Source organism: Sphingopyxis sp. Geo25, assembly GCF_949769135.1.
In the GTDB taxonomy this organism is placed as follows: domain Bacteria; phylum Pseudomonadota; class Alphaproteobacteria; order Sphingomonadales; family Sphingomonadaceae; genus Sphingopyxis.
This window is the reverse complement of record NZ_CATKOZ010000004.1, coordinates 126971-153969: the sequence shown is the minus strand read 5'-3', so window position 1 is coordinate 153969 and position 26999 is coordinate 126971. Positions and strand designations below refer to the sequence as shown.

General features: G+C 66.6%; 29 protein-coding genes. 23 read left to right on the top strand and 6 right to left on the bottom strand.

Translation table 11 applies throughout. From position 1 onward, the window contains the following. Positions 1-702, top strand: a complete 702-nt coding sequence (locus QOL68_RS13100) for an NnrU family protein (RefSeq protein WP_282949597.1) — start codon at positions 1-3, stop codon at positions 700-702. A gap of 7 nt (positions 703-709) precedes the next feature. Next, positions 710-1246, top strand: a complete 537-nt coding sequence (locus QOL68_RS13095; RefSeq protein ID WP_204992650.1) for a DUF1003 domain-containing protein — start codon at positions 710-712, stop codon at positions 1244-1246. Between the two features lie 254 nt (positions 1247-1500). Here the strand turns inward: QOL68_RS13095 and QOL68_RS13090 are convergent, their stop codons facing one another. After that, positions 1501-2496 carry an aldo/keto reductase gene (locus QOL68_RS13090; RefSeq protein WP_282949598.1) on the bottom strand — a complete coding sequence of 332 codons (996 nt, stop codon included), beginning with the start codon at positions 2494-2496 and terminating at the stop codon, positions 1501-1503. Beyond that, positions 2493-3746 (bottom strand): dicarboxylate/amino acid:cation symporter, encoded by a 1254-nt coding sequence (locus QOL68_RS13085; RefSeq protein ID WP_282949599.1) that lies wholly within the window; start codon positions 3744-3746, stop codon positions 2493-2495. The genes QOL68_RS13090 and QOL68_RS13085 overlap by 4 nt, the downstream gene beginning before the upstream one ends. A 119-nt stretch (positions 3747-3865) precedes the next feature. Here QOL68_RS13085 and glmM point away from each other — a divergent pair, with 119 nt between their 5' ends. The 7 genes from glmM to folP all read left to right on the top strand — a co-directional run bounded on the left by glmM (position 3866) and on the right by folP (position 10774). Beyond that, positions 3866-5203 carry a phosphoglucosamine mutase gene (gene glmM, locus QOL68_RS13080; protein ID WP_282949600.1) on the top strand — a complete coding sequence of 446 codons (1338 nt, stop codon included), beginning with the start codon at positions 3866-3868 and terminating at the stop codon, positions 5201-5203. A gap of 43 nt (positions 5204-5246) precedes the next feature. Further along, positions 5247-5471, top strand: coding sequence for a DUF1272 domain-containing protein (locus tag QOL68_RS13075; protein WP_204992654.1), 225 nt, complete (start codon positions 5247-5249; stop codon positions 5469-5471). A gap of 106 nt (positions 5472-5577) precedes the next feature. Beyond that, the gene (thiD, locus tag QOL68_RS13070) at positions 5578-6720 is read left to right on the top strand and encodes a bifunctional hydroxymethylpyrimidine kinase/phosphomethylpyrimidine kinase (protein WP_282949601.1); all 1143 of its coding nucleotides are present in this window, start codon (positions 5578-5580) and stop codon (positions 6718-6720) included. Positions 6721-6823: 103 nt separating this feature from the next. Beyond that, positions 6824-7378: a ribonuclease HII gene (gene rnhB, locus QOL68_RS13065; protein ID WP_282949602.1), complete on the top strand. Its 555-nt coding sequence runs from the start codon at positions 6824-6826 to the stop codon at positions 7376-7378. 15 nt (positions 7379-7393) lie between these two features. Further along, the gene (locus tag QOL68_RS13060; protein WP_282949603.1) at positions 7394-8290 is read left to right on the top strand and encodes an oxidoreductase; all 897 of its coding nucleotides are present in this window, start codon (positions 7394-7396) and stop codon (positions 8288-8290) included. 205 nt (positions 8291-8495) lie between these two features. Continuing rightward, positions 8496-9644, top strand: a complete 1149-nt coding sequence (locus QOL68_RS13055) for a site-specific DNA-methyltransferase (protein ID WP_282949604.1) — start codon at positions 8496-8498, stop codon at positions 9642-9644. Continuing rightward, positions 9644-10774 carry a dihydropteroate synthase gene (gene folP / locus QOL68_RS13050; protein WP_282949605.1) on the top strand — a complete coding sequence of 377 codons (1131 nt, stop codon included), beginning with the start codon at positions 9644-9646 and terminating at the stop codon, positions 10772-10774. The genes QOL68_RS13055 and folP overlap by 1 nt, the downstream gene beginning before the upstream one ends. Here the strand turns inward: folP and QOL68_RS13045 are convergent. Then, positions 10771-11487 (bottom strand): SDR family NAD(P)-dependent oxidoreductase, encoded by a 717-nt coding sequence (locus tag QOL68_RS13045; protein ID WP_282949606.1) that lies wholly within the window; start codon positions 11485-11487, stop codon positions 10771-10773. The two genes, folP and QOL68_RS13045, sit on opposite strands and share 4 nt — an antisense overlap. 44 nt (positions 11488-11531) lie before the next feature. Then, entirely contained in the window at positions 11532-12965 is a 1434-nt protein-coding gene (locus QOL68_RS13040) for a sigma-54-dependent transcriptional regulator (protein WP_204992660.1), read from the bottom strand. A gap of 282 nt (positions 12966-13247) precedes the next feature. On the opposite strand from QOL68_RS13040, the gene QOL68_RS13035 reads away from it, so the two are divergent. The 6 genes from QOL68_RS13035 to QOL68_RS13010 all read left to right on the top strand — a co-directional run bounded on the left by QOL68_RS13035 (position 13248) and on the right by QOL68_RS13010 (position 18011). Next, the gene (locus QOL68_RS13035) at positions 13248-13367 is read left to right on the top strand and encodes an aa3-type cytochrome c oxidase subunit IV (RefSeq protein WP_058457192.1); all 120 of its coding nucleotides are present in this window, start codon (positions 13248-13250) and stop codon (positions 13365-13367) included. 13 nt (positions 13368-13380) lie between these two features. Next, positions 13381-14502 (top strand): NAD(P) transhydrogenase subunit alpha, encoded by a 1122-nt coding sequence (locus QOL68_RS13030; protein WP_282949607.1) that lies wholly within the window; start codon positions 13381-13383, stop codon positions 14500-14502. Positions 14503-14621: 119 nt separating this feature from the next. Further along, positions 14622-15236 (top strand): fasciclin domain-containing protein, encoded by a 615-nt coding sequence (locus tag QOL68_RS13025; RefSeq protein ID WP_282949608.1) that lies wholly within the window; start codon positions 14622-14624, stop codon positions 15234-15236. A gap of 147 nt (positions 15237-15383) precedes the next feature. Continuing rightward, complete coding sequence (locus tag QOL68_RS13020; protein ID WP_058457190.1) at positions 15384-15665, top strand: proton-translocating transhydrogenase family protein; 282 nt, start codon at positions 15384-15386, stop codon at positions 15663-15665. Between the two features lie 59 nt (positions 15666-15724). Beyond that, positions 15725-17176, top strand: coding sequence for an NAD(P)(+) transhydrogenase (Re/Si-specific) subunit beta (locus tag QOL68_RS13015; protein WP_058457189.1), 1452 nt, complete (start codon positions 15725-15727; stop codon positions 17174-17176). 136 nt (positions 17177-17312) lie between these two features. Beyond that, positions 17313-18011, top strand: coding sequence for an aspartate/glutamate racemase family protein (locus QOL68_RS13010; protein ID WP_204992664.1), 699 nt, complete (start codon positions 17313-17315; stop codon positions 18009-18011). A 145-nt stretch (positions 18012-18156) separates the two neighbouring features. Here the strand turns inward: QOL68_RS13010 and QOL68_RS13005 are convergent, their stop codons facing one another. Next, complete coding sequence (locus QOL68_RS13005; protein ID WP_282949609.1) at positions 18157-18573, bottom strand: DUF2147 domain-containing protein; 417 nt, start codon at positions 18571-18573, stop codon at positions 18157-18159. A 101-nt stretch (positions 18574-18674) separates the two neighbouring features. Here QOL68_RS13005 and QOL68_RS13000 point away from each other — a divergent pair, with 101 nt between their 5' ends. From QOL68_RS13000 to QOL68_RS12965, 8 genes are all read left to right on the top strand, one after another. Next, a complete protein-coding gene (locus tag QOL68_RS13000; RefSeq protein WP_282949610.1) occupies positions 18675-19889 on the top strand; it encodes a parallel beta-helix domain-containing protein in 1215 nt (404 codons plus the stop codon). Then, complete coding sequence (locus tag QOL68_RS12995; protein WP_282949611.1) at positions 19886-20911, top strand: SO2930 family diheme c-type cytochrome; 1026 nt, start codon at positions 19886-19888, stop codon at positions 20909-20911. The genes QOL68_RS13000 and QOL68_RS12995 overlap by 4 nt, the downstream gene beginning before the upstream one ends. Before the next feature lie 7 nt (positions 20912-20918). Next, positions 20919-21551: a maleylacetoacetate isomerase gene (gene maiA, locus QOL68_RS12990; protein ID WP_282949612.1), complete on the top strand. Its 633-nt coding sequence runs from the start codon at positions 20919-20921 to the stop codon at positions 21549-21551. Further along, positions 21548-23596, top strand: coding sequence for a TonB-dependent receptor (locus tag QOL68_RS12985; protein ID WP_282949613.1), 2049 nt, complete (start codon positions 21548-21550; stop codon positions 23594-23596). Before maiA ends, QOL68_RS12985 begins: the two co-directional genes overlap by 4 nt. A 69-nt stretch (positions 23597-23665) precedes the next feature. Continuing rightward, the gene (locus tag QOL68_RS12980) at positions 23666-24112 is read left to right on the top strand and encodes a MarR family winged helix-turn-helix transcriptional regulator (RefSeq protein WP_282949614.1); all 447 of its coding nucleotides are present in this window, start codon (positions 23666-23668) and stop codon (positions 24110-24112) included. Further along, on the top strand, positions 24105-24386 hold the full coding sequence (locus QOL68_RS12975) for an HPr-rel-A system PqqD family peptide chaperone (RefSeq protein WP_058457181.1): 282 nt from the start codon (positions 24105-24107) through the stop codon (positions 24384-24386). The genes QOL68_RS12980 and QOL68_RS12975 overlap by 8 nt, the downstream gene beginning before the upstream one ends. After that, positions 24383-25249 (top strand): HprK-related kinase A, encoded by an 867-nt coding sequence (locus QOL68_RS12970; RefSeq protein WP_282949615.1) that lies wholly within the window; start codon positions 24383-24385, stop codon positions 25247-25249. The genes QOL68_RS12975 and QOL68_RS12970 overlap by 4 nt, the downstream gene beginning before the upstream one ends. After that, positions 25246-26259 (top strand): nucleotidyltransferase domain-containing protein, encoded by a 1014-nt coding sequence (locus QOL68_RS12965; protein ID WP_282949616.1) that lies wholly within the window; start codon positions 25246-25248, stop codon positions 26257-26259. The genes QOL68_RS12970 and QOL68_RS12965 overlap by 4 nt, the downstream gene beginning before the upstream one ends. A 75-nt stretch (positions 26260-26334) precedes the next feature. Here the strand turns inward: QOL68_RS12965 and QOL68_RS12960 are convergent, their stop codons facing one another. Continuing rightward, positions 26335-26994, bottom strand: coding sequence for an HAD-IA family hydrolase (locus tag QOL68_RS12960; RefSeq protein WP_282949617.1), 660 nt, complete (start codon positions 26992-26994; stop codon positions 26335-26337). Positions 26995-26999 lie beyond the last annotated feature (5 nt).

Genomic DNA, 26999 nt, shown 5'->3' with positions numbered 1-26999 from the left:
ATGCAACCCATGTCGCTTTTGATCACGACCTGCGCGCTGTTCGTCGGATCGCACCTGCTGCTGTCGCATCCGATGCGCGCGGGGCTTGCCGGGCGGCTCGGCGAGCGCGGCTTCATGATCGTCTATTCGATCGTCGCGATCGCCACCTTCGTCCTGATCGTGCAGGCATGGCGCGGGATGCCGCCCGAGCCGCCGCTGTGGGCCGTCGACGATCCGCTTTGGATCCTCGCTTCGCTGCTCGTCCTGGTCGCTAGCATCCTGTTCATGGGATCGCTGATCGGCAATCCGGCGATGCCGGCGCCAAACGCCGCGGCCGCAGCGCAGGCGGCGCCGCGCGGCGTTTTTGCGATCACCCGGCACCCGATGATGTGGGGGTTCACCCTGTGGGCGCTCGCGCACGCGCTGGTGATGCCGACGCCGGGGCAGATCGTGCTGTCGGCGACGATCGCCTTCCTCGCGCTCGTCGGATCGGCGGGACAGGATGCGAAGAAGGCGCGGCTGATGGGCGACAGCTGGCGGCACTGGGCGGCGCGGACGAGCTTCGTGCCTTTTGCGCGCCAGGTTGCAGGTACGACGCCGTGGGGCGATGCCATGCCGCGCAGCCATGCGCTGTTCGGCGGGATCGTTCTGTGGCTTGCCGCGACATGGGCGCACGGCGCGCTGGGATATATGGTTGCGGGGATATGGCGCTGGGTGGGATAGGGCGTGCATGAACAGCACCGCGCATCTCAACGATTTGTCGCTGCGGCTGCTTGGCCGCGCCTATGACGATCTGGATATAGAGGAAAGCCGTGTCCTCGAGGCCATCGCGGCGCGGGCCCCCAGCAGCCGCGATGCGGCGGACCTTGGCGACGCGCAGGCGAGCCGCGGCGACCGGCTGGCCGACCGCGTCGCGGCGGTCGGCGGTTCGTGGGGGTTCATCACCGTCTTCACGCTGGTGTTGTTCGGCTGGATGCTGCTCAATTCGGAGGTGCTGCAGCGTTTCGGGCTGGCGTTCGACCCCTATCCGTTCATCTTTCTGAATCTTATGCTCTCGACGCTCGCCGCGGTGCAGGCGCCGATCATCATGATGAGCCAGAACCGGCAGGCGGCGAAGGACCGGCTGACCGCGAGCGTCGATTATGAAATCAACCTGCGCGCCGAGCTGGAGATCATGCGGCTGCACGAAAAGCTGGACCAGATGCGATTTCACGAGCTGCGCGAGAAGGTCGACGAGCTTTGCGACCGGCTGGATCGGAAGGAGTAGGCGGGAAGGCGGCTTTGGGGTGGTTTCCAGCCCTTCGTCATCCCGGACTTGATCCGGGATCCATTGCGGCGCCGAAGTCGCGGACCCCGGATCAAGTCCGGGGTGACGATGAAGGATAGGTGTGCTTCCGGTCGTCTGCAGTCGTAATGTGCACCCCGGCGAAAGCCGGGGCCCATGAAGCAAGCGCAGCGCTCGTTGTCTGGATCCCGGCTTTCGCCGGGAAGCACCAAGGCCGCAACCGGTCGAGAGTCGCGCTACAACCGCACCATCCGCATTCCCATTTCGCCATAGCGCGGCCCGCTTGTCCCGCCCATCGGCGCTGCGGCGTCGATCGTGGCGAGGTCGTCGGCGGTCAGCGTCACGTCGGCGGCGGCGACGCTGTCTTCCATCGTGACGCGGCGCTTGGTGCCGGGGATCGGGACGATGTCGTCGCCCTGCGCGAGCAGCCACGCGAGCGCGATCTGTGCGTTCGAGACGCCATGCTTTGCGGCGACCCCGGCGATGGCGTCGACGATCGCGAGGTTGGCGGGCAGATTCTCGTCCGAATAGCGCGGGTCGTTGCGGCGCCAGTCATTCTCGGGCAGCTCGTCGCGGCTGCGGATCGTGCCCGCTAGGAAGCCGCGTCCGAGCGGCGAATAGGGGATGAAGCCGATACCGTTGTCGCGGCAGGCTCGCAGGATTTCCTCTTCGACGTCGCGTTCCCAGATCGAATATTCGCTCTGCAGCGCGGTGATCGGCGCCGCCTTGGCGGCGCGGCGGATCGTTTCGGGCCCGGCTTCGGAGAGGGCGATGTGGCGGACCTTGCCCTCCTTCACCAGCTCCATCATCCCGCCCACGGTCTCCTCGATCGGCACCGAGGGATCGACGCGGTGCTGATAGAAAAGGTCGATCGTGTCGATGCCGAGCCGCTGGAGCGAGCCCTCGCACGACCGGCGCGCATTCTCGGGGCTGCCGTCGACGCCGACGATCTGCTTGCCGTCGAACTTGAAACCGAATTTGGTGGCGATGACGAGGCCGTCGCGCTTGCCCCTGATCGCCTCGCCGAGCAGCTCCTCGTTGGTGAAGGGGCCATAGATTTGCGCGGTGTCGAAGAAGGTGACGCCGAGGTCGATCGCTCGGTGGATCGTGCGCGTCGATTCATCGAGGTCGGCGGCCTCGCCATAGAGGATGTTGCCGCCCTTGATCATCGGCATGCAGCCGATGCCGATCGCGGAAACTTCGAGGCCTTGGCCGAGGGTGCGATATTTCATGAAACGACTCCTGCGGGGGATGCATCCTCTTCTACACCATCGGCGGCATATTTGGTTGCGGCGACATCGGCGACGACATTGCCGAGGGTGCGGAAGATGTCGGGGAAGGTTTCGACCGCGACGAGCAGGCCGAGTGGCGCGACCGGAACCCCCATCGCGATCGCGATCGGCGCGATCGAGGTGACGAAGCTGATCGAACCGGGAAGGCTGACCGACGACAGCGCCGCGGCGAGCGCGACGGCGAGGCCGACCGCCATCTCCCACGGGGTCAGCTCGATGTTGAACAGCCAGGCGACATAGATGACGACCGCGAGGTTCATCGCCGGGCTGGTGAAGCGGAACAGCGCCACCGCGAGCGGCAGGACAATGTCGGCTTTCTTGGGATCGACATCGAGCTCGGCCGAGGCACGGAGCATTGCGGGCAGGCTGGCGAGCGAGCTTTGCGTGCTGAGCGCGACCGCGAAGGTCGGGACCATCGCGCGGACGAAGCGCGGCAAGGAGACGCCGACCACGAAGACCGCGAGCAGCAGGGCGAGGATGATCGTGCCGGTTCCGATCATCGAAAGCATCAGCACATAGTGGAGCAGGCCGCCGAACGCTGCGACCCCGGCCTTGACCGCGAGCGCATAGCCGAGCGCGAAGACGCCGATCGGCGCAAGCGCGAGCACCCAGCCGATGACGACGAGCATCGCGTCGCCGAGGGCCTTGAAGAAGCCCGACAGGGTTGCGCGCTCCGCCGTGCCGACGCGCGTGATCGCGAAGGCGAAGATCGTCGTGAAGACGATCAGCGGCAGGATCGAGGTTTCGGCGGCGGCGGCGATCGGGTTGGTGGGGATCAGGCCGAGGATGAAGTCGGCGAAGGTCGGCGATGCGGCGGTTTCGGTGTGGCCGCCGAGTCCGTGGCGCAGCCCCTCGGCGGCGGCGGCCGACATCGGAAAGGCGCGCAGCAGGAGGGGTAAAATGAGCAAGGTCATAAGCCCCGCAATCAGGTTGCCGGCAATGAAGATCGCGACCGCGCGGCCCGCGAGCTTGCCCGCGCGCGCCGCATCGCTGGTCGCGGTAATGCCGGTGATGAGGAGAGCGACGATCAGCGGGATGATCGTCATCTTCAGCGCGTTGAGCCAGAGCAGCCCGGCGGTCTCCACATAGGGGAGGCTTGCGGTTCCGGCGGCGGGAGACAGGCTTTCGACCGCGACCCCCAGCAACATGCCGACGACGAGCGCCGAAAGGATGATCCATGCCGATTTCAAGTTCGATTCTCCCGGTGCCGGTCCCGGCCAGCTTGCCAAGCCAAAATGGGTGACCTAGGGCCGTCCGGTATTACGGGTGGGCTCTTGTCCTGCCCACCGGATTAGGTAGCAGAGGTGCCATGCGCAAGTTTTTCGGAACCGACGGGATTCGCGGGCTGACCAACCGGGCTCCGATGACCGCGGAAACCGCGATGCGTGTCGGAATGGCGGCGGGCGCACACTTCCTGCGCGGCGACCACAAGCATCGCGTCGTGATCGGCAAGGACACGCGTCTTTCGGGCTATATGCTCGAGAACGCGCTCGTCGCGGGGTTCACCAGCGTCGGCATGGACGTGGTGCAGGTCGGGCCGATGCCGACCCCGGCGGTCGCGATGCTGACGCGGTCGATGCGCGCCGATCTGGGCGTGATGATCTCGGCGAGTCATAATCCGTTTCTCGACAACGGCATCAAGCTGTTCGGCCCCGACGGTTACAAGCTGTCGGACGAGGACGAGATGCAGATCGAGTTCCTGCTGACGCAGGAAGCGCGCCTCGCCGACCCGTCGCATATCGGGCGCGCCAAGCGCATCGACGACGCGCGCGGCCGCTATATCCACGCGGTGAAGCAGAGCCTGCCCGAATCGGTTCGGCTCGACGGGCTGAAGATGGTGCTCGATTGCGCGAACGGTGCTGCGTACAACAGCGCGCCGACGGTGTTCTGGGAGCTGGGCGCCGACGTCGTCGCGATCGGGGTCGAGCCCAATGGCACCAACATCAACGCGAATTGCGGATCGACGTCGCCCGGCCTGTTGCAGGAAACCGTGGTCGCGAGCGGCGCCGACATCGGCGTCGCGCTCGACGGCGATGCCGACCGCTTGATCATCGTCGACGAAAAGGGCGCGATTGTCGACGGCGACCAGATCATGGCGCTGATCGGCGCGAGCTGGGCGCGGCAGGGGCGGCTGAAGGGCGGCGGCGTCGTCGCGACGGTGATGTCGAACCTGGGGCTCGAGCGCTTCCTTCAGGGCGAAGGACTGACCCTCGAACGGACGAAGGTCGGCGACCGTTATGTCCTCGAGCGGATGAAAAGCGGCGGCTTCAATGTCGGCGGCGAGCAGTCGGGGCATATGATCCTGTCGGACCATGCGACGACCGGCGACGGGACGCTGGCGGCGCTGCAGGTGCTGGCCGAGCTGGTCGGGGCGGGGAAGCCCGCGAGCGAATTGCTGCACCAGTTCGATCCGGTGCCGCAGCTTTTGAAGAATGTCCGCTTCGCGGGGGGCAAGCCGCTGGATAATGCACAGGTGCAGGCGGCGATCGCCGAGGGCGAGGCGGCGCTGAACGGACGCGGACGCCTCGTCATCCGCGCGTCGGGAACCGAACCGGTGATCCGTGTGATGGCCGAGGGCGACGACGCCGGCCAGGTCGAGCGGGTCGTCGATTTGATCTGCGACGCGGTGCGCGTGGCGGCGGCCTGATGAATCATCCCGTCCGTACGGACGGAACTGGAAGGAAAATACCATGCTTGAAATGCGACCCGATTGCGAACGCTGCGGCCGCGACCTGCCCGCGGATATCCACGGCGCGTTCATCTGCTCGTTCGAATGCACCTTCTGCGCCGATTGTGCCGACAAGCTCGACGAGCGATGCCCCAATTGCGGCGGCGATTTGCTCGACCGGCCGCTGCGCGAAGGCGCGGCGCTCGCGAAATTCCCCGCCTCGACGGAGCGGAAGTTCAAGGGGTGACAATTCCCCATATTCGTCATGCCGGACCTGATCCGGCATCCTCCACCGGCCTGTCGTCATGGGCCCCGGATCAAGTCCGGGGTGACGATGATTTTGGGGGCATGTCGTGACCGCACGCGTTCTGATCATCGCCGGTTCCGACAGCGGGGGCGGTGCGGGAATCCAGGCCGACATCAAGGCGGTGACGATGCTGGGCGGTCACGCGATGACCGCGATCACGGCGATCACGGCGCAGAATACGCTGGGCGTGCAGGGCGTCCATGCGGTCCCGACCGACATGGTTCTCGCGCAGATCGACAGCGTGGTGGCCGATATCGGTGTCGATGCGGTGAAGATCGGGATGATCGGCAGCGCAGCGACCGCGGCCGCTGTCGCCGAGCGTTTGACCCGGCCCGACCTTGCGCACGCGGCGGTCGTCTTCGATCCGGTGATGGTGGCGACAAGCGGATCGGCGCTCGCCGATGACGCGACGATCGCGGCGTTCAAGGCATTGCTGGGTCGCGCGATGGTCGCGACGCCGAACCTGCCCGAGCTCGCAGCGCTCGGCGGCGAGGAGGCGGTGCTGGCGCATGGCTGTTCGCTGCTGATCAAGGGTGGGCACGGCGAGGGCGAGACGGTGATCGACCGCCTGCTCGAAACCGGCGAGGGCGAGGTTGCGCGCTGGGAGGCGCCGCGCATCGACACGACAAGCACGCACGGCACGGGCTGTACGCTGGCCAGCGCGATCGCGACGGGACTTGCGCAGGGTATGCCGCTCGAACCCGCGGTTGCGCGGGCGCGCGATTTCGTGCGGCTCGCGCTGATGGGCGCGCCGGGGCTGGGGAGCGGCCATGGCCCGATGGGGCAGCAGTTCGTGCGCAACGACGGGCTGTTTACCGGTCCGGCGCTCAACCAGATCACCTTGCCCGCGAACGACTATGCGGTGTCGGTCGCCTTCTACAAACAGATGGGGCTCACGCAGATCGTCGATAGCCCCGGCAATGGGTACGCGCGCTTCGAGGCGGCGAACGGCGTTACGCTGTCGATCCATGTCGGCGACGGCACGGCGGGCGGCGCGACCGCCTATCTGGAGAGCGGTGCGCTCGATGCGTGGGTTGCCTATCTCGCGCGGCGCGGGGTGCAGTTCGAGCAGATGCCGAAGGACGAGGAATGGGGCTGGCGCGAGGCGCGACTGAGCGATCCCGCGGGGAACCGCCTCTGCCTCTATCAGGCGGGCGAGTATCGGAGATATCCGCCGTGGCGCATTTAGCTCCCCTCCCATTCATGGGAGGGGCCGGGGGAGGGCATGTTTTGGCAGCGCTCGCCTTCGACGGACCCTCCCCTAACCCCTCCCGCAAGCGGGAGGGGAATCGGTGATCGTCGGCGTCGACGAAGCCGGGCGCGGGCCGCTCGCCGGGCCGGTGGTCGCAGCCGCCGTCCTGCTCTGCGAGGGCGGGATTGCCGGGCTCGATGACAGCAAGAAGCTGACCGCGAAACGCCGCGCCGAACTCGAAGTCGAGATCAAGGCGCGCTGCCGCTGGGGGATCGGCGAGGCGAGCGTCGCCGAGATCGACAGCATCAACATATTGCAGGCGACCTTCGTTGCGATGACTCGCGCGGTCGAGGCGCTGGGGTTCGAGCCGGGAGAGGTGCTGGTCGACGGCAACCGGCTGCCCAGATGGCGCTACAGGGCGCGGGCGATCGTCGGCGGCGATGCGTCGCACCCGTGCATATCGGCGGCGAGCATATTGGCGAAGGAGCATCGCGACCGGTTCATGGTCGCGGCGGCGCGCGACCATCCGGGCTTTGGCTGGGAGACCAATATGGGCTATGGCACGGCGCAGCATCTCGCGGCGCTGCGCAAGCATGGACCGACGCCGCATCACCGGGCCAGTTTCGCGCCGGTTGCGCAACTGAGCCTGATCTGACGGCGGGAGAAAGACATGCGCAGCGGGTTTACGGCCGACGATGTTGCGCAGCAAAGCGGACGCCGCTTCCTGATCACGGGGGCGAATGCCGGGCTCGGCTTCGAGGCCGCGAAGGTTCTGGCGGCGCGCGGTGCGCATGTCATCCTCGCCTGCCGCGACGCCGGGCGCGCCGAGGCGGCGATGGATCTGATCCGCGACGAGATGCCGGCCGCCACGCTGAGTTTCCAGCCGCTAGACCTTGCCGATCTGGACCAGGTGAGGGAGGCGGCCGCCGCTGTCGTCGCCGGGCCGCGGATCGACGTGCTGATCAACAACGCCGGGGTGATGATCCCGCCGCGGACGCTGACCAAACAAGGCTTCGAGCTGCAATTCGGGGTCAACCACCTCGGAACCTTCGCCTTCACCGGGCTGATCCATGGTCATGTCGACGACCGGATCGTCGTCACTGCCAGCATCGCGCACAAGAGCGGAACGATGGATTACAGCGATCTCGATGCGAGCCGCAGCTATCATCATTGGCCGCGCTACCAGATGAGCAAGCTTGCGAACCTGCTCTTCATGTACGAGCTCGACCGGCGGCTCAGTGCAGCGGGCCGCGCGACGCAGGCGATCGGGTGCCATCCCGGCGTCGCGATGACCGAGCTGACGCGGCACCTGCCGCTGCCGCTGCGCTATATGACGCCGCTCGCGACGCCGTTCTTCAACAGCGCGGCGCAGGGCGCGTGGCCGACCCTGCAGGCGGCGACCGGCGCGCATGTGCAGGGCGGCGACTATCTGGGGCCGCAGGGGCTGGGCGAGATATCGGGGCGTTCGGGCCCGGCGCGCGCGACGCGCGATGCGCGCGATCCGAAGCTGGCGCGCGATCTGTGGCGCCGTTCGATCGATCTGACCGGGGTCGATCCGGGAATCTGAAAATATTTTCGCGGGTGAGTCCTCATCGCCACACCACCAGTGGTTGAGTCCGCGCGGCGCGCATGACTCCATATGTCGTGGCAGACTCGTTTCGTTCTCGTGCCGTTAACCATTATGACACCTGGAATCCTTAGAATCCCGAGCTTGACGGCGGACTCCGCCGGACTCATCAGAGGCTTCTTTCGGGTTTGAACAGGGGCGAAACATGGGTGTGATGGAACGGGTCAAGGCCCCGGCGGCGAGGCGTGCGTCGAAATCGGCGCCCAAAATCAGCCACGCCGATTTGCCGCTCGACGGCATCCTGCAGGGCGACTGCGTCGAAATGATGCGCTCGCTCCCCGCGGCGTCGGTCGACATGATCTTTGCCGACCCGCCGTACAATCTCCAGCTCGGCGGCGACCTTCATCGCCCCGACGGCAGTCAGGTCGACGCGGTGAACGACGAATGGGACAAGTTCGACAGTCTCGCGACCTATGACCGCTTCACCCATGCCTGGCTCGCGGAAGCGAAGCGCATCCTGAAACCCGGCGGCAGCATCTGGGTGATCGGCAGCTATCACAATATCTTCCGCGTCGGCGCCGCGTTGCAGGATCAGGGCTACTGGATCCTCAACGACATCGTCTGGCGCAAGGCGAACCCGATGCCCAATTTCAAGGGCACCCGCTTCACCAACGCGCACGAGACTCTGATCTGGGCGTCGATGGGCGAGAAGGCGAAATATACCTTCAACTATCGGGCGATGAAGACGCTGAACGACGAACTCCAGATGCGCAGCGACTGGCTGATCCCGATCTGCGGCGGGCAGGAGCGGCTGAAGAAGGGCGGGCACAAGGTCCACCCGACGCAGAAGCCCGAAGCCTTGCTCTATCGCATCCTGCTGGCCTGTTCGAACCCCGGCGACGTCGTCCTCGATCCCTTCTTCGGCACCGGTACGACCGGCGCGGTCGCGAAGCGTCTCGGTCGGCATTTCATCGGGATCGAGCGCGAGGATGATTATATCGCGGCCGCGCTCGAGCGGATCGAGATGGCGCTGCCGCTCGACGAGAGTGCGGTGAAGACGATGATGGCGCCCAAGGCCGCGACGCGCGTCGCGTTCGGGACGCTCGTCGAATGCGGGATGGTTCCGCCGGGCTCGGTGCTGACCGATGCCAAGCGTCGCTGGAAGGCGGTCGTGCGCGTCGACGGATCGCTCGATTGCGCGGGGCAGGATGCGGGCTCGATCCACAAGGTCGGCGCGGGCGTGCAGGGCGCGCCGAGCTGCAATGGCTGGACCTTCTGGCACGTCGACGACGGCAAGCAGCTCCGCGTGATCGACGCAGTGCGGCAGGACTGGCTGCTCGCCAACGAGGCCTGATGTTCCAGCCGCTGACCAAGTCCGATTTCGGCAAGACGCGCGAGGATGCCCGCGTCTATTGCCGCCCGGCCTGCTTCGTCGACCGGCCGCACGAGCTGGACGACGATTGCCTGCGGATTGCCGATACGCTGGTCTGGTTCGCGGCGTGGCACGTCAGCCTGCGCGACACTGACGAGGTCAGGTCGGCGATCGTGCCGGTTCCCGAACTCGATGGCTGGATCGCCGCGATGCCCGATCGTCTCGCCGCAGCGGCGACGGCGCAGCGGTCGGCGGTCGCGCGTCCGCGCGGCGCTCTGCAACTCGGTGAACGCACGGTGCGGCTCAATGAGCCGCAGATCATGGGCATCCTCAACGTCACCCCCGACAGTTTTTCGGACGGCGGCAAGCATGTCGACAATGCAGCGGCGAACGAGGCCGGCTATGCGCTGGCCTCGGCCGGCGCCGCGATCGTCGATGTCGGCGGCGAATCGACGCGCCCCGGCGCGCCGCTGGTATGGGAAGGCGACGAGATCCAGCGCGTCGAGGGCGTCGTTTCGGCGCTCGCGAAGGGCGGCGTCGCCGTCTCGATCGACACCCGCAAGGCAGCGGTGATGGAAGCCGCGCTCGCGGCGGGTGCGACGATCGTGAACGATATTTCGGCGCTCCGCTATGACGAGCGCGCGATGGAGGTGGTCGTGCGCGCAGGCTGCCCGGTGGTGCTGATGCACGCGCCGTCGGCGAAGAGCGATCCGCATGAAGGCGGCACCTATTCGAATATTTTGTTCGACGTTTACGACATGCTCGCCGAGCGCATCGCGGCCTGTGCCGCGGCGGGGATCGATCGTGCCAAGATCATCGTCGACCCCGGCCTCGGCTTCGGCAAGGGCGTCGCCGACAATCTGGCGCTGGTGAACGGGGTGGCGTTGTTCCACACGCTCGGCTGTCCGATCCTGTTCGGCGCAAGCCGGAAGCGGATGATCGGCGCGCTCGATAATGAGGCGCCGGCCGACCAGCGCCGCGGCGGCAGCGTCGCGCTTCACTATCAGGCGGCGACGCAGGGCGCGCAGTTGCTGCGCGTTCACGACGTTGCGGAGACCCGGCAGGCGCTGAGGGTGTGGCGCGGCCTGAGGGACGCTGCGCTGACGGCCTAGAGCGAATAGCCGCCATCGGCGGCCAGCACGGCGCCGGTGATACTGGCAGCATCGTCCGACAGCAGGAATGCAATCTGGCGCGCGGTTTCGTCGGCGCTGGCCCAGCGGCCGAGCGGCGTTGCGGCTTTCGCCATCGCATCGATTGCACCCTCTCGGCTGCCTTGTTCGGCGATCATCGCCGGAAAGAAGTCGACATCATCCCAGATCGGCGTGTCGACCCCGCCGGGGGCGATCGCGTTGACGCGTATGGCGTGCGGCGCGCCTTCTTTGGCAGCGATCCGTGCGAGCTGGATGACGCCTGCCTTCGACGCACCATAAGCCCCGACACCAGGTTCGGCCTTGATTCCCGAAATCGAGGCGGTGACGACGATCGCGCCGCCGCGGCCGTGCGCGATCATGGCGCGCATCGCGGCGCGCAAGGTCAGCATCGCGCCGTCGAGATTGACCGAGAGCGTGCGGCGCCAGTCGGCGAAATCGATGTCGGCGATCTGTCCCGCGGTGGCGATGCCGGCGTTGACGACGGCGATGTCGGTGTCGACAAGCTCGCCCGCAAGGGCGTTCCACATGTCAGGGCTGGCGACGTCGCGGCCTTGCGACAGATCGACGCCGATGATGCGCGCGCCCTCGGCTTGCAGCAGCGCGGCGGTTGCCGCCCCGATGCCCGATGCGCTGCCGGTGATGAGCGCGGTTCGTCCTGAAAATCGCTTGTCCATAGGCCCGGACTAGTCAGGCCGATCGGGACCGTCGATGCCAAAAATCAGGCTGCGGTGTCGATCCCGAGATCGCTGAGCTTGCGGTAGAGCGTCGAGCGGCCGATGCCGAGACGCCGCGCGACTTCGCTCATGCGGCCGCGATAGTGGCCGATCGCGAGGCGGATGACGTCGGCCTCGATCTCCTCGAGCGGACGGAGGTTGCCGTCGGGCAGGTAGAGCGTGACCCCGATCGCTTCGCCGTTGATCGCGACATCGCCTTCGCCGCCGGGCGTGCCGCCGCCGAGTGCGGCCTCGATCGCCTTGAAATCGGCGCCGGTCAGGACGTCGGTCTTGCTCGACGTCGCGGCGCGGAACAGCACGTCCTGAAGCTGGCGGACATTGCCCGGCCAGGCATAGGCGGCGAGCAGACGCAGCGCGTCGTCGGTGATCCCGATCTGACCCATGCCGGGCAGGCCGCCGATGCGCGCGAGCAGGTGGCGGGCGAGCGGGCCGACATCGCCGCGGCGTTCGGAGAGCGAGGGCAGGGTAAATTGCGCGGTCGAGAGCGCGTAATAGAGATCTTCGCGGAAGTGGCCGGCCTCGATCAGCTTGTCGAGCGGGCTCGCGGTCGTCGCGATGATGCGGACGTCGACGCTCTGGCGGATCGAGCCGCCGATCATCTGGACTTCGCCGGAGTTTATGAACTCCACGAGCTTGGCCTGCGTTTCCAGCGGGATACATTCGACATGGTCGATGATGATGCTGCCGCCGTCGGCCTGGACAAGGCGGCCGATCTGGCGGTCGAAGGCGCCGGGAAAGGCGCCGCGTTCGTGGCCGAACAGGCCCGAGCCGATCAGGCCCGGCGATACCGCCGAGCAATCGACCATCACAAGCTGGCCGCGCGCGCGCGGCGATGCGCTGTGGATCGCGCGGGCGAAGACCTCCTTGCCGGTGCCGGGTTTGCCGTTGATCATCACCGGAACGCGTGCGCGCGCAGCCTTCGCGGCGATCGCGAGCGCGCTGCGGAAATTGGGACTCGACCCGATGATCTCCTCGAATGCCAGCGGCGCGCGGAGCTTTTCGGTGAGCGGGCGGAGTTCGCCCTGCGGTCCGTTCGGCGAGACGATGCGGTCGAGCGCGCCGAGCAGGCGATCGGGGGCGATCGGCTTTTGCACGAAATCGCTCGCGCCGGCGCGCATCGACGACACGGCGACCTCGACGCTGTTGCGCAATGTGATGACGATGAGGGGCAGGGCAGGACGCCAGCGTCGCAGTTCGGCGACGAATTCGCCGATCTCCATGCCCGGCGTGCCCTGGTCGACGAGGACGGCGTCGAGCGCCATGCCCTCCTGCGTGCCCAGCTTCGCAAGCGCGGTGTCGGTGTCGCCGGCGACGATGCTGCGCCAGCCGCCGCGCGACAGCAGCGCCGACAGGAACCGCTGCTGTGCGGGTTCGCTATCGACGATCATCACTGTTCGCGTGTCGCGCTGGCTGGCCATAATCCCCGTTCTGCCCCTATGTTCGGATGTCTGATGCCGTGCCATCCGTTCAAGCGCTGTGATCTACGGCATAGGGGTAAAGGGGCTATTAAGGCCGTTCGGCTTTCGCCACGATGAAGGGCTTTTTCCCGCCAGCGCCCCTTGAGCATCGCGAAAGGCGTGGCTAAGACCGGCGCGACGCTCGATTCTGGGGCGCGCCACCCGCGCATCCGAAGTAATTTTGGCGAAGCGATTTTGGGCGCGCGGGCGCGCCTTTCGGCGAACAGGCAAAGGGGACAGGGCATGGCGGAACAGGAAATGAAAGCGGCGAACGAAACCTATGCGGGTTTCCTCAGCATGCTGAAAATCGGCACGATCATCACGGTGGTCGTCGCGGCCTTCGTCGTCCTCATCATCTCCTGACCGGCCCTTTGCCATGCGCATCGCCGTCCTGAAGGAACTCGCCCCCGGCGAGACCCGCGTCGCCGCGACCCCCGAAACCGTGAAGAAATTCATCGGGCTGGGCGCTGAATTGGCCGTCGAGACGGGAGCGGGGGAGGCGGCATCGATCGCCGACGCCGACTATACCGCTGCCGGCGCCAGCGTCGGCAGCCGTGCCGAGGTGCTGAAGGGTGCGAACATCATCCTCGGCATCCAGGGGCCGGACCCCAAAGACCTCAAGGGCTTTGCCGAAGGCGCCTGGCTCGCCGCGGGGCTCAACCCGTTCGGCGAGCGCGCGCGCGTCGACGAATATGCGAAGCTCGGGATCGAAGCGCTCGCGATGGAATTCATGCCGCGCATCACGCGCGCCCAGTCGATGGATATCCTGTCGAGCCAGGCGAACCTCGCGGGGTACAAGGCGGTGCTGATGGCAGCGAACGCCTATGGCCGCGCCTTTCCGATGATGATGACCGCCGCGGGCACCGTCAGCGCCGCCAAGGCGTTCGTGATGGGCGTCGGCGTCGCGGGGCTGCAGGCGATCGCGACCGCACGGCGTCTGGGCGCGCAGGTCAGCGCGACCGACGTGCGCTCGGCGACCAAGGAACAGATATTGTCGCTCGGCGCCAAGCCGATCTTCGTCGAAAGCGTCGAGGGGATCGAGGGCGAAGGCGCTGGTGGCTATGCCACTGAAATGTCGGAAGAATATCAGAAGGCGCAGGCCGAACTGGTGTCGGGACATATCGCCAAGCAGGATATCGTCATCACCACCGCGCTGATCCCCGGCCGCCCCGCGCCGCGGCTTATTTCGGACGCGCAGCTTGCGACGATGCGGACGGGCAGCGTGATCGTCGACATGGCGGCCGAAAGCGGTGGCAATGTCGAGGGTGCGGTCGCCGGCGAGGCGAAGCGCATCCACGGCGTTACCGTGATCGGCGCGAAGAATATCGCGGCGCTGATGCCTGCCGATACCAGCGCGCTGTTCAGCCGCAACCTGTTCAACTTCCTGTCGGCTTTTTGGGACAAGGAAGCCGGCAAGCCGGTGCTCGACGAGGAAATCGGCAATGCCGTGCGCCTGACGCAGGGCGGCAAGGTCGTGAACGAGCGGTTGCTGGGATAAGCAATTCCGCGCTGTCTTTCTTCTGAAACTTTCGCGCCGCAGGGCGCGTTTCGCTGCGAGTGGCCGCGGATTCTTCGAATCCGCGGCATTTCGCCTTTGGTTTCAAGGAGAATGACGAGATGACGAAACATATGCTGCTTGCGGCCGTAGTGGGTGCCGGTCTGGCGCTCGCCGGGTGCAACAAGGCCGCCGAGGCGCCCAAGGCCGAGACCGACGCCGCCGCAACCGGCGATGTCGCCACCGCGAGTGGCAACCCGACCGTCGGCGGCGCCGAGATGTTGCCGACCCGGAACATCGTCGAAAATGCCTCGGCCTCGCCGATCCACAAGCAGCTTGTCGCGGCGGTCAAGCAGGCGGGTCTCGTCGAGACACTGTCGGGTCCCGGCCCCTTCACCGTCTTTGCGCCGACCGATGAAAGTTTTGCGCAGATTCCCGCAGTGACGCGCGACGGCTGGATGCGCCCCGCGCAAAAGGATGTGCTCGCGGGCGTGCTCAAATATCATGTCGTGCCAGGCAAGCTGACGATCGCCGATATCGAGGCGAAAATCGCGGAGGGCAAGGGCAGCGCGACGCTCGAGACCGCCGACGGGCAGGATCTGACCGCGACCAAGAGCGACGGCGCGATCCTGCTGACCAGCGCAAGCGGCAACAAGGCGCTGGTGACGCAGGGCGACGTCGCCCAGTCGAACGGCGTGATTCACGTCGTCGACGCGGTGCTGCTGCCCAAGATGTAGCTTGTCCCGCGCAATTTAATTACGCCCCGGGCGCGCCTTTCCTCCGATCGCGAAGGGTGCGCCCGTTTTTTTGACAGCTTTGGAGTCGACACGCCCCCTCGCGCACGGCAAGAGGTGCGCCAAGCGGAATCAGCAGGGGAGCCGGCCGTGGACTTTATCTCGATTTTCTCGATTTTCCTTCTGGCCTGTTTCGTGGGCTATTTTGTCGTCTGGTCGGTGACGCCCGCGCTGCACACGCCGCTGATGAGCGTCACCAACGCGATTTCCTCTGTCATAATCGTCGGTGCGCTGATCGCCAGCGCGGCCGCCGGATCGCCGCTGTCGAAATGGCTTGGCCTTGCCGCCGTGGTGATGGCGAGCATCAACATTTTCGGCGGCTTCGCGGTCACCGAGCGGATGCTCGCGATGTACAAGAAGAAAGAGCGCTGAGGCGCGGCAATCCTTGGATTTGACGGGCCGGGGACGGACGGCCCGACGGGGGAATTAGAATGCACGAAGTAGCACCGATCAATCCCTGGGTGGCGCTGGCCTATCTGGCCTCGGGCATCCTTTTCATTCTGGCGTTGCGCGGGCTGTCGAGCCCGGCCTCGTCGCGACGCGGCAATCGCTACGGCATGATCGGCATGACGATCGCGGTCGTCACCACGCTGCTGACCCACGTCCCGCGGACGGGCGAGGGCGCGTTCGACACGATCGCGATCGCCGAAGTGCTCGGCGCGATCGGTATCGGCGCGGTGATCGGTATCGTCATGGCGCGCAGGATCGCGATGACCGCGATGCCGCAGCTTGTCGCGGCCTTCCACAGCCTTGTCGGCCTTGCCGCGGTCGCCGTGGCGGCGGCAGCCTATCTCAACCCCGGCGCCTTCCACATTGCCGACGCCGCCGGCGAAATCTTCGCCGTCAGCCGTGTCGAAATGGGCCTTGGCATCGCGATCGGTGCGATCACCTTCTCGGGCTCGGTCATCGCCTTCCTGAAACTGAACGGCAATATGTCGGGCTCGCCGATCATGCTGCCGGGGCGCCATATCATCAACCTCGGCACGCTCGCCGCGATCATCGGCCTTGTCGCCTATTTCCTGACCGACCAAAGCCCATGGGTCTTCTGGACGATCACGGCGCTGAGCTTCCTGATCGGTTTCCTGCTCATCATCCCGATCGGCGGCGCCGACATGCCGGTCGTCGTGTCGATGCTGAACAGCTATTCGGGCTGGGCGGCGGCGGCGATGGGCTTCACGCTCGGTAACACCGCGATGATCATCACCGGCGCGCTCGTCGGCTCGTCGGGCGCGATCCTGTCGTACATCATGTGCCGCGCGATGAACCGCAGCTTCATCAGCGTGATCGCGGGCGGCTTCGGCGCCGACGCGGCGGCCGCTGCGGGCGGGGCAAAGGAACAGCGTCCGTGGAAGCCGGGCAGCGCCGACGACGCGGCCTTCCTGATGAGCCAGGCCGAGAATGTCATCATCGTCCCCGGCTACGGCATGGCGGTCGCGCAGGCGCAGCACGCGCTGCGCGAGATGGCCGACCAGCTGAAGAAGGAAGGCGTCAATGTCAAATATGCGATCCACCCGGTCGCGGGGCGTATGCCGGGCCATATGAACGTGCTGCTCGCCGAGGCGAATGTGCCGTATGACGAGGTGTTCGAGCTCGAGGACATCAACGGCGAATTCGCGCAGGCCGACGTCGCCTTCGTCATCGGCGCGAACGACGTGACCAATCCGGCGGCGAAGACCGACAAGACCTCGCCGATCTATGGTATGCCCGTGCTCGACGTCGAAAAGGCCAAGACCGTGCTGTTCGTGAAGCGTTCCATGGGCGGGGTCGGCTATGCCGGCGTCGACAATGACGTCTTTTACATGGACAATACGATGATGCTGCTCGGCGACGCGAAGAAGATGGCCGACGACATCGTCAAGGCGTTGAGCGGCAGCGGGCACTAGGACCCGCGGAGCTCCGGGCGCTGACGGCCTGCCGCAAAACTTCGCTCGCGGGCTTGCCCGACGGCGACAGTTTTTCTAGCCAAGTTCGGGACCGGGTCGGACGAGACCCGGTCCCGTTGCATTTCGGAGGACCATTTTGCGTAAAATCGGCCTGATCGGGGGAATGAGCTGGGCATCGACCGAGCTTTATTACAGGCATCTCAACAAGGGCGTGCAGAAGCGTCTCGGCACTGCCTGTTCGGCGCCGATCCTGATGGAGAGCCTCAATTATTGCGAGCTTTCGCGCATTTCGACGCCCGAACAATGGGCGCATGCGAAAGAGGTGCTGATCGCGTCGGCGAAGCGGCTGCAGGATGCGGGCGCGACCGCGCTGATGATCGCCGCCAATTCGATGCACAAGGTCGCCGAGGATGTCGCGGCGGCGATCTCGATCCCGCTACTTCACATCGTCGACGAGACCGGCGAAAAGATGAAGGCCGACGGCATCAAGGCGGCGGCGGTGATCGGCACGCGCAACGTGATGACCGAACCGTGGTTCCGCCAGCGCCTCGTTCGCCACGGCCTGACCCTGGCGCCCTATGACGCGAGCCGCGCGGAGGAGATCGACCGGATCATCTACGAAGAGCTGATGCTGGGCAAGGTGAACGAAAGTTCGCGGCGCACGATGAAGACGTTCATCACCGACATCGCAAAACAGGATGTGCAGGCGATCGTGCTGGCCTGCACCGAACTGGTGATGCTGGTCGATACCGACGCCAATGTCCTGCCGATCTATGACACGACGCGTATCCACGTGGCGGCCGGGGTCGACTGGATCCTTGGGGATGCGCCCTGAACTCCAATCCTCCCTGCGGCGCAGCCATGGGGAGGGGGACCATCCGAAGGATGGTGGAGGGGCGGCGACGTTGCGCTAATTGCCCCTCCGTCAGCGTTTCGCGCTGCCACCTCCCCATCGCTGCGCGACAGGGAGGATCAAAGGATCAAGCGATCCGCGTCCAGGTGACGGTCTTGCAGAAGACCGCGACGCAGCCCTTCATCGTCAGCTTGTTGCCCTTCACGCGCAGATGCGCGGTGTAATAGCGGCCATCTTCGGGGCTGTAGCCCGGCCCTTTCCAGCCGTCGTCATGCGGCACGAGATCCCAATATATCTGCAGGCCGGTGACCTGCCGGCCGCGCTTCGCCTTGTCGGGATTGCGTTCGTCGAGCTGGCCGCCGGCGGGCTGTTTGATCAGCAGGCGCTCAACGCGTCCGCACATCTTCGTGCCGCAGGGCGCCATCGCGACGATCGCCTTGCCGTCGTCGGTTTTCCAGCGCCCGCTGACCGCCGCCGGTGGCGCCGCAGCCATCGACGGAACGGCGATGAAGGCTGCAAGCGCGAATCCAATTCTCAAATACAAGGCGACCACTCCCGGTTTTTATTAGCTACACGCATGTCAGCAACCCGCTTGGCATCCGTCAAGTCTTGCCGCATGCTCCCCCGAAACAAGGGGAGAGACTCATGCGATTCCAAAGCCTGCGCCACGCGGCGACGCTCTGTTTCGTGGCGGCTTTCGTTGCCGCTCCGGCGGCGGCAAAGACGATCAGCGTCAAGGCAGGAACGCCCGACGCCAATGAAAAGCTGCAGGAAGCGCTGATCCTCGCCGAACCCGGCGACACGGTCGAACTGGGCGCGGGGGTGTGGAAGCTGACCGACGGGCTGTCGCTCGACGTCGACAATGTGACCGTGCGCGGCGCGGGGACGAAGGACGGCGCAGGATCGATCCTTGATTTCTCGGGCCAGCAGGGCGCCGGCGAGGGGCTGCTGGTCACCAGCGACGACGTGTTCCTGACCAATTTCGCGGTCCTCAACACCAAGGGCGACGGGATCAAGTCGAAGGGCGCGAACCGCATCGTCTATCACCAGCTTCGCGTCGAATGGACCGCGGGGCCGAAGGAAACCAACGGCGCCTATGGCGTCTATCCGGTCGAGAGCAGCGACGTGCTGATCGACAGCGTCTATGTCCGCGGCGCGTCGGACGCGGGCATCTATGTCGGCCAGTCGAAAAATATCGTCGTTCGCGAATCGATCGCGACCGAGAATGTGGCGGGGATCGAAATCGAGAACAGCTTCGACGCCGACGTCCACGACAATATCGCGGCGAAGAATACGGGCGGCATTCTGGTCTTCGACCTGCCGAGCCTGCCGCAGCAGGGCGGGCATAATGTCCGCGTGTTCGAGAATATCGTCAGCGACAACAGCACGCCGAACTTCGCGCCGAAGGGCAATATCGTCGCGAGCGTCCCGACCGGCACCGGCGTGCTGGTGATGGCGAACCGCAATGTCGAGGTTTTCGGCAATGTCTTCGACCAGAACGGCACCGCCAATGTCATGATCGTCGGCTATCGCTACGATCACAAGGATCCGAACTACCAGCCGCTGCCGAAGGCGATCGTCGTGCGCGGCAACCAGCATGGCAAGGCGGGCTATGCCCCCGCGTTCGATGGCGGGGCGCAGATCGCGGCGGCGATGGGCGGGGCGATCCCGCCGGTGCTGTGGGACGGCGCGGGCGACGCGATCGTTCTCGACGAGGTCGGGGTGCTGTCGCTGAACCTGCCCGATGTGAAGACGCCGCGCGATCAGGCGAAGCCGACGCCGGTGACGCTGAAGGGCACGCCCCCGGCGGCGCTGCCCGAGATCAAGCTGCCCGCGAGCATGGAGGCGAAGGTCCAGTGAAGCCCGTCGTCGCGGCGCTTGCTGCTGCGCTGCTTTTTGCAAGCGGTGCGGGCGGTGTCGCGCCGCCGGCCGTCGATCAGGCGCTGATCGACGGCGACACGATGCCGCCGAAACTGTCCGCCTTTGGCCTGTTCGCGGGCAATGATCCGGCGCGTCCGATCGCGAGCTTCGCCTATACGCTGAACACGCCGCTGTTCAGCGACTATGCCGAGAAGCATCGCTTCGTTTCTATCCCGGCGGGCAAGAAGGCCGAGGTCGCCGACGACGGCACGATCGCGTTCCCCGTCGGCACGGTGATCGTCAAGAGTTTCGGCTGGCACGACCGGAACGGCGGCCGCCCGGTCGAGACGCGGCTGCTCATCCACCGCGCGAAGGGCTGGGTCGCGCTGCCCTATATCTGGGACGCCGACGGCAAGGATGCGTCGCTCGCGATCGCGGGCCGCCGCGTGCCGGTGAGCTTCGAGAGTCCCGACGGCGGCGCGCACAGCATCCAATATGGCGTGCCGAACAAGAATCAGTGCAAGGAATGCCACAGCCGCGCCGGCGCGATCGTGCCGATCGGTCCGAAGGCGCGCAACCTCGTGCTGCCGGCGACGATGAGCGCGGATGCGAAACGGTTGTGGTTCGACCGGCCCGAGGCGCTCAAGCCGGTCATGCCGCGCTGGGACGATCCGGCGAGCGGCAGTTTGCAGGACCGCGCGCGCGCCTATCTCGACGTCAACTGCGCGCACTGCCACAATCCGGAAGGCAGCGCGTCGAACAGCGGCCTGTTCCTGCGCTGGACCGATCCGGTGAATGTCAATTATGGCATCGGCAAGCGCCCGACCGCGGCGGGGCGCGGCAGCGGCGGGATGGATTTTGCGATCGCGCCGGGCGAGCCCGACCGCAGCTTCCTCATCTATCGCCTCGAAAGCACCGAGCCGGGGATCGCGATGCCCGAGCTCGGCCGCTCGACGGTCCATAAGGAAGGCGCGGCGCTGCTGCGGCAATGGATTGCGGAGATGCCGAAAGCATCGCATTAGGGCGCGCATGACCAGCCTCGTCCTCCACGATTATTTTCGCTCCTCGGCCAGCTTTCGCGTCCGCATTGCGATGAACCTGAAAGGGCTTGAATATGAGCGCGTCGAGGTCAGCCTGATCGCGGGCGACCAGCGCAGCGACGCCTATCTGGAACAGAATGCGCAAGGATTCGTGCCGATGCTTGTCGTCGATGGCGAGCCGATCATCCAGAGCATGGCGATCATCGACTGGCTCGACCGTGCCTATCCCGAGCCGCGCCTGATCCCCGACGAACCGATGCCGCGCGCGGTGGCGCTGGCGCGCGCGCAGGTGATCGCGAGCGACATCCATCCGCTCAACAACCTCCGCGTCCTCAAATATCTGACGAAGGATCTGGGGCTCAACGAGCAGACCAAGGATCGCTGGATCGCGACATGGATCGCGCAGGGGTTCGAGGCGCTCGAAGCGATGGCGGGCGAGGGGCGCTATCTGGGCGGCGATGCGCCGGGGATCGCCGACTGCTGCCTCGTGCCGCAGATGTATAATGCGCGGCGGTTCGAGGTGCCGCTCGATGACTATCCGCGGCTCGTCGAGATCGATGCCGCGTGCATGGAACTGGCGGCGATCCAGCGGGCGCATCCCGATGCAGTGAAGCCCGTATGATCCGGTTGTTCGCGGGGGCGGCTGCGCTGGCGCTGCCGGCGGCGGCCGCGGCGCAGGAGGGTGCCTCCTCCGGTCCGAGCGACGAGATCGTCTTCGCCGACTACCGCATCGACCCTTATGATATTGTCGTGCGCGGCGGCCTGCTGCCTCACAATCAGGACGACGGGGTGCAGAGTTCGGCCATTCTTCGCAACCTCGATCCGGGTTTCGGCTCGCGGGTCGAAAATCGCCTGCGCGACGAGGCGGGAATCGTCCAGTTCCGCCGCTCGGACGGGCGCAGCGCACATCCGACCAGCCAGGGCGTTACCTTGCGCGGGCTGGGCGGCAATGCGTCGAGCCGCGCGCTGGTGACGCTCGACGGGGTGCCGCAGGCCGACCCGTTCGGCGGCTGGGTCGCCTGGTCCGCCTATGATGCGATCAATCTCGGCGGCATCGTCGTGACGCGCGGCGGCGGTAGCGGGGTCGATGGACCGGGCGCGCTCGCCGGGACGATCGGGCTCTATTCGACGATGACCGACGGCGTCGAGGCGAGCGCGGCCTATGGCAGCCGCGATAGCTGGGACGTCTCGGCTTCGGCGGGCGGCGAACTGGGCAGCGGGCAGGTCGTGATCGATGGGCGGTATAGCCGCGGCGATGGGTTCATCCCCATCACGAAAGGCCAGCGCGGCAGCGTCGATCGCGCGGCGCCCTATGAACAGGGCGGGGTCGGGCTTCGCCTGCGCTTCGATGCCGGCGACGACAGCCGGATCGAGGCGAGCGTGCGCGGCTTTTCGGACCGGCGCGACCGCGGCACCGATTTCACGCAGAGCAAGGTCGACGGCGTCGATGCGAGCGTGCGCTTCGTGCACGATCCCTATGACGCGACGCAATGGCTCGCGCTCGCCTATATCCAGCTCCGCGATTTCGAGAGCGGCTTCGCGAGCGTCGCGGCGGGACGGAACAGCGTGGCGCCCGCGCTCTTTCAGCGCGTGCCCGCGACCGGGCTCGGCGCACGGGTCGAATTTCGTCCGGCTTTCGATGGCGGGAACCCGCTGCGTATCGGCGCCGACTGGCGCCGTACCACCGGCCGCACCGAAGAGGATTTCTTCTTCACGGGCACCATCCCCGGCCGCCACCGCATCGCCGGAGGCAGCAGCGATACCGTCGGGGCTTTCGCCGAATGGACCGCGGGCGACGCGAGCGACGGGTTCCTCTGGACGCTGAGCGGGCGGGTCGATCGCTGGTGGCTCGGCGAGGGCTACCGGCTCGAGCGCAATATCGGCGGATCGCTGATCACCAACCTGCGTTTCGCGTCGCGACAGGGCTGGGAAGGCAGCGGCCGCGCGGGCGTGCGCTGGACGTCGGACGCATTCGCGCTGCGCGCCGCGGGGTATCGCGGTTGGCGCCTGCCGACGCTCAACGAACTTTACCGGCCCTTCCGCGTCGGCGCCGAGGTGACGACCGCGAACGAGGCGCTGGAACCCGAGCGCCTTTGGGGCGGTGAAGTGGGCGCCGATTGGCAGCGGGGCGGGACGAAGCTGTCGGTGACGCTGTTCGCCAACCATCTGTCGAACGCGATCGCCAATGTGACCCTCGCGCCCAACCTCAACCAGCGCCGGAATCTCGACGCGATCGACAGCAAGGGGGTCGAATTCAGCGCCGAGCAGCGCGTCGGCCCGGCGACGCTGCGCGCGACCTATGCGTTCACCGATGCCAAGGTCGACGCGTCGGGTGCGGCCGTCGCGCTCGACGGCCGCCGCCCGGCGCAGATCGCGAAGCATGGCGGCAGCGTCTCGCTGCGCAGCAATGGCCAAGGCCGCTTCGGCGGCTTCGCGACGCTGCGCTATATCGGTAGCCAGAATGAGGATGACCTCGGCCTGCTTCGCCTCGACGATGCGCTGACGCTCGATGCCGGGCTGTCGTGGCGCGTGACCGATGCGGTCAGCATCGAGGCGCGCGGCGAAAATCTGACCGACGAACTGGTCCCTGCCGCGATCTCGTCAGCGGGGATCGTCGAACGCGCGACGCCGCGCACGTTGTGGATCGGCGGCCGCGTTACATTCTGACCTTCACAGGCCCGAAACAGGCGATAGGATGATCCTGCCGGGGAAACGGCATTTGGGGGTTTGCAAGGCATGGCCGCGAAGAAGCTGAATCTCGACAATTTCCTGCCCTATCGTCTGTCCGTCGCCTCCAACGCCCTGTCCAGCCGGATCGCCGCCGAATATCAGAACCGGTTCGGGCTCAAGATTCCCGAATGGCGGTTGATGGCGGTGCTGGGCGAGGGCGTGCCGCGCACCCAGCGCGAGCTTGTCGCGATCACCCATATGGACAAGGTGACGGTCAACCGCGCGGCGAAGGCACTGGCCGACCGCCAGCTTATCGCGCGGCAGGCGCACGAGGTCGACGGGCGCTCGCACCATCTCGAGCTCACCGAAACCGGTCGCTCGCTGTATGACGCGATCGTCCCGGCGGCGCTCGCGGCGGAGGAAAAGCTCGAATCGGCCTTGACCCGCGACGAGCGCGCGAAACTGATGGAAATCCTCGTCAAGCTGCTCGCGACCGCCGAAAATTATGCCTGATCGTGCCTATCGCGCCGCGCCCGCCGACGCGCTGCGCATCGAGACGCTGGGCGAGCTGACCGCGATCTTCGACCGGCGGTCGATGCAGACGCATCTCGTGATCGCGCCGATGCCCGAGATATTGGCGGCGATGGGAGGCGACGCGTGCGGAGCGGATGCGATCGCCGCGCGGCTTGCCGGCGAATTCGACCTCGATGGCGAGGGTGATGTCGTCGCCATCGTCGCCGACCGGCTCGCCGAGCTCGCCGCGATGGGGTTGGTGGCGGAAGCGTGAGGCAAAGCGCGCGAATCCAGGTCGGCCCCGTCCAGTTCCGTATCGGCAGTGACTGGCGGCAACCGATTGCGGCGCTCGAGACATTATACGCCGGTTATCCGCGCGACGATGCGCGGCCCGCCGATGCGACGGTGCGGCTGTTCGCGGCGCGGCCGTGGCGGCGCTGGCTGCGGCCGTCGGTGCATATCGGCGGCGACTTCGTCGTCCCTGACGCGCTGCCGTTGCCACTCTCGATGGGGCTGCTCGCAGCCGAGATGGGGATGAACCTGCAGGTGGCGCTCGGCTGGCGGCGGCATCTGCTGCTCCACGCAAGCGCCGTCGCTAGGGACGGGCGCGCCGTGATCATGTCGGGCGAATCCGGATCGGGGAAATCGACCCTCGCAGCGCTGCTCGGTGAAGGCGACTGGCGGCTGATGGGCGACGAGTTCACGCTGGTCGAACCCGCGAGCGGCGATGCGCTGGCCTTTCCGCGCGCGGTCAGTTTGAAGAATGAGGCAATCGCCGAAATGGCAGCGCGCGTCGATGCGGCGCGGCTCGGCCCGCTTCTCGCCGGAACGCCGAAGGGCGACATCCGCCACCTGATCCCGCGCGCCGACGCGATCGCGGCGATGCACGTGCCGGCGCGTCCCGCGCTGATCCTATTCCCGCGCTTCGGCGGTGAAGCGGCGATCGAACCGATGGGCGAGGGCGAGGCCTTTGTCCGGCTGACCGAGGCGTCGACCAACTATATCGCGCTCGGCGAGGCGGGCTTCGCCGCGCTGACGCGGCTGGTGCGCGAGACGCCCGCTTTCGGCATTACCTATCCCGACAGCGCGGCAGGGATGGCGCTGGTCGAACGGCTTTGGGCGGAGGCGGCGCGGTGAGCGCGATCGATACTCTGGTGGGCCTGCTTGCGGGACGGATCGATGCGGTATCGCTCGCGCCGCGCGACTGGGACGGTGTGATCAGCGTCGCGCGCGCCGAGGCGATGCTGGCGACGCTGGCGCACCATCTGCGCGAGGCAGATCTGCCGCCGCCGGTCGCGGCGCTGTTCGCCGACCAGCGCGCCGCCGCCCAGGTTGCAAAGGATCAGGCGCTGTGGGAAGCGGAGATGGCGCGCCGCGCGCTCGCGCCCGAAGGGATCGAGTTCGTGCTTCTGAAAGGCACCGCCTATGCCGCCGGCGGCCTGCCTTGCAGCGCGGGGCGCCAGATCGGTGATCTAGACATCCTCGTCCTCGCACACGACATTCGCCGCGCCGAGAACGAGCTGCTCGAAGCCGGCTGGGAATGGGTCAAGTCCGACCCCTATGACGATTTCTATTACCGCGAACATATGCACGAGCTGCCGCCGCTCATTCACAAGGCGCGCGACCGGATGATCGACGTCCATCACACGATCCTGCCGAAAACGCACCGAGTCACGCCCGATGCGCTCGCGCTGGTCGGCGACGCGGTGACGACGGCGAGTGGCTTTGCCATTCTCAATCGCGAGGACATGGCATGCCATTGCGCCGCGCATATGCTCGCCGACGGCGACCTGCAGGGCGGACTTCGCAACCTGTGGGACTTCCATTGCTTGACGCGCGATTTCGCCGCGGCGGATTCGGGTTTCTGGGGCAGGCTCGACGCGCGTGCGGACCTGCACGGGCTGCGCGGGGCTGTGCATCGCGCAGCGCGACTGGCACGCGATCTTTATGGCGCGGACTTGCCCTCCGGCTGGGATCGGCAGGACGCGGGCGACGTCTGGTATCGCCGCCGCCTCCTCGCGCGCGACGACTGGGGACGCTCGACCGATTTCCTGCTTCAGCAGGCCTTCTACATCCGCTCGCACTGGTTGCGGATGCCGCCGACGATGCTGGCGAAGCACCTCTGGACGAAGTGGCGGAAGCGCTGAAGTTGTGATGTGATCCCCGGCGAAGGCGGGGGCCCATCTCCGAAGCTTGCCAATGGACCCCGGCCTTCGCAGGGATCACAGTGCTTCGAGCAGGGGAACCAGTTCGTCATAATGGCCGATCACATGATCGGCGCCGAAGTCTTCGGCGGGCCGGTCGAGGAAGCCGAAGCCGACGAGGATGCTCGGTACGCCGGCGGCCTTTGCAGCCATGACGTCATAGATGCTGTCGCCGACGAAAGCCGTCCGTCCACCGTCGCTTTGCTCGATCATAGCGTGGATGGGGTCGGGTGAGGGCTTGCGCACGCCGAGCGTGTCGCCGCCGATGATCGCGCTCATCCGGTCGACGAGGCCGAGTTCCGCAAGCAGCTGGCGCGCCAGCCCCTCAGCCTTGTTCGTGGCGACCGCAGTCCGGACCCCGAGCGCGTCCAGCCGGTCGAGCGCGTCGATCAAGCCGGGGAAGGGACGGCTGTGTACCGCGATATGCTGGCCATAATAGCGGAGCAGCTCGGGATAGAGCCGCTCGACCGCGCCGTCAGGAACGCCGCCGGTCGCGGTGAGGCCCTGTTCGAGCATATGCTTCGCCCCGAGCCCGATCATCGGCCGCACCTTTGCTTCGCTCAGCGGCGCACGATCGAGCAGCGCGAGCGCATGGTTCACTGCCGCGGTCAGGTCGCCCGCGGTGTCGACCAGCGTGCCGTCGAGGTCGAAGCCGACGATGCGGAAGGGAAAGTTCATGTGCA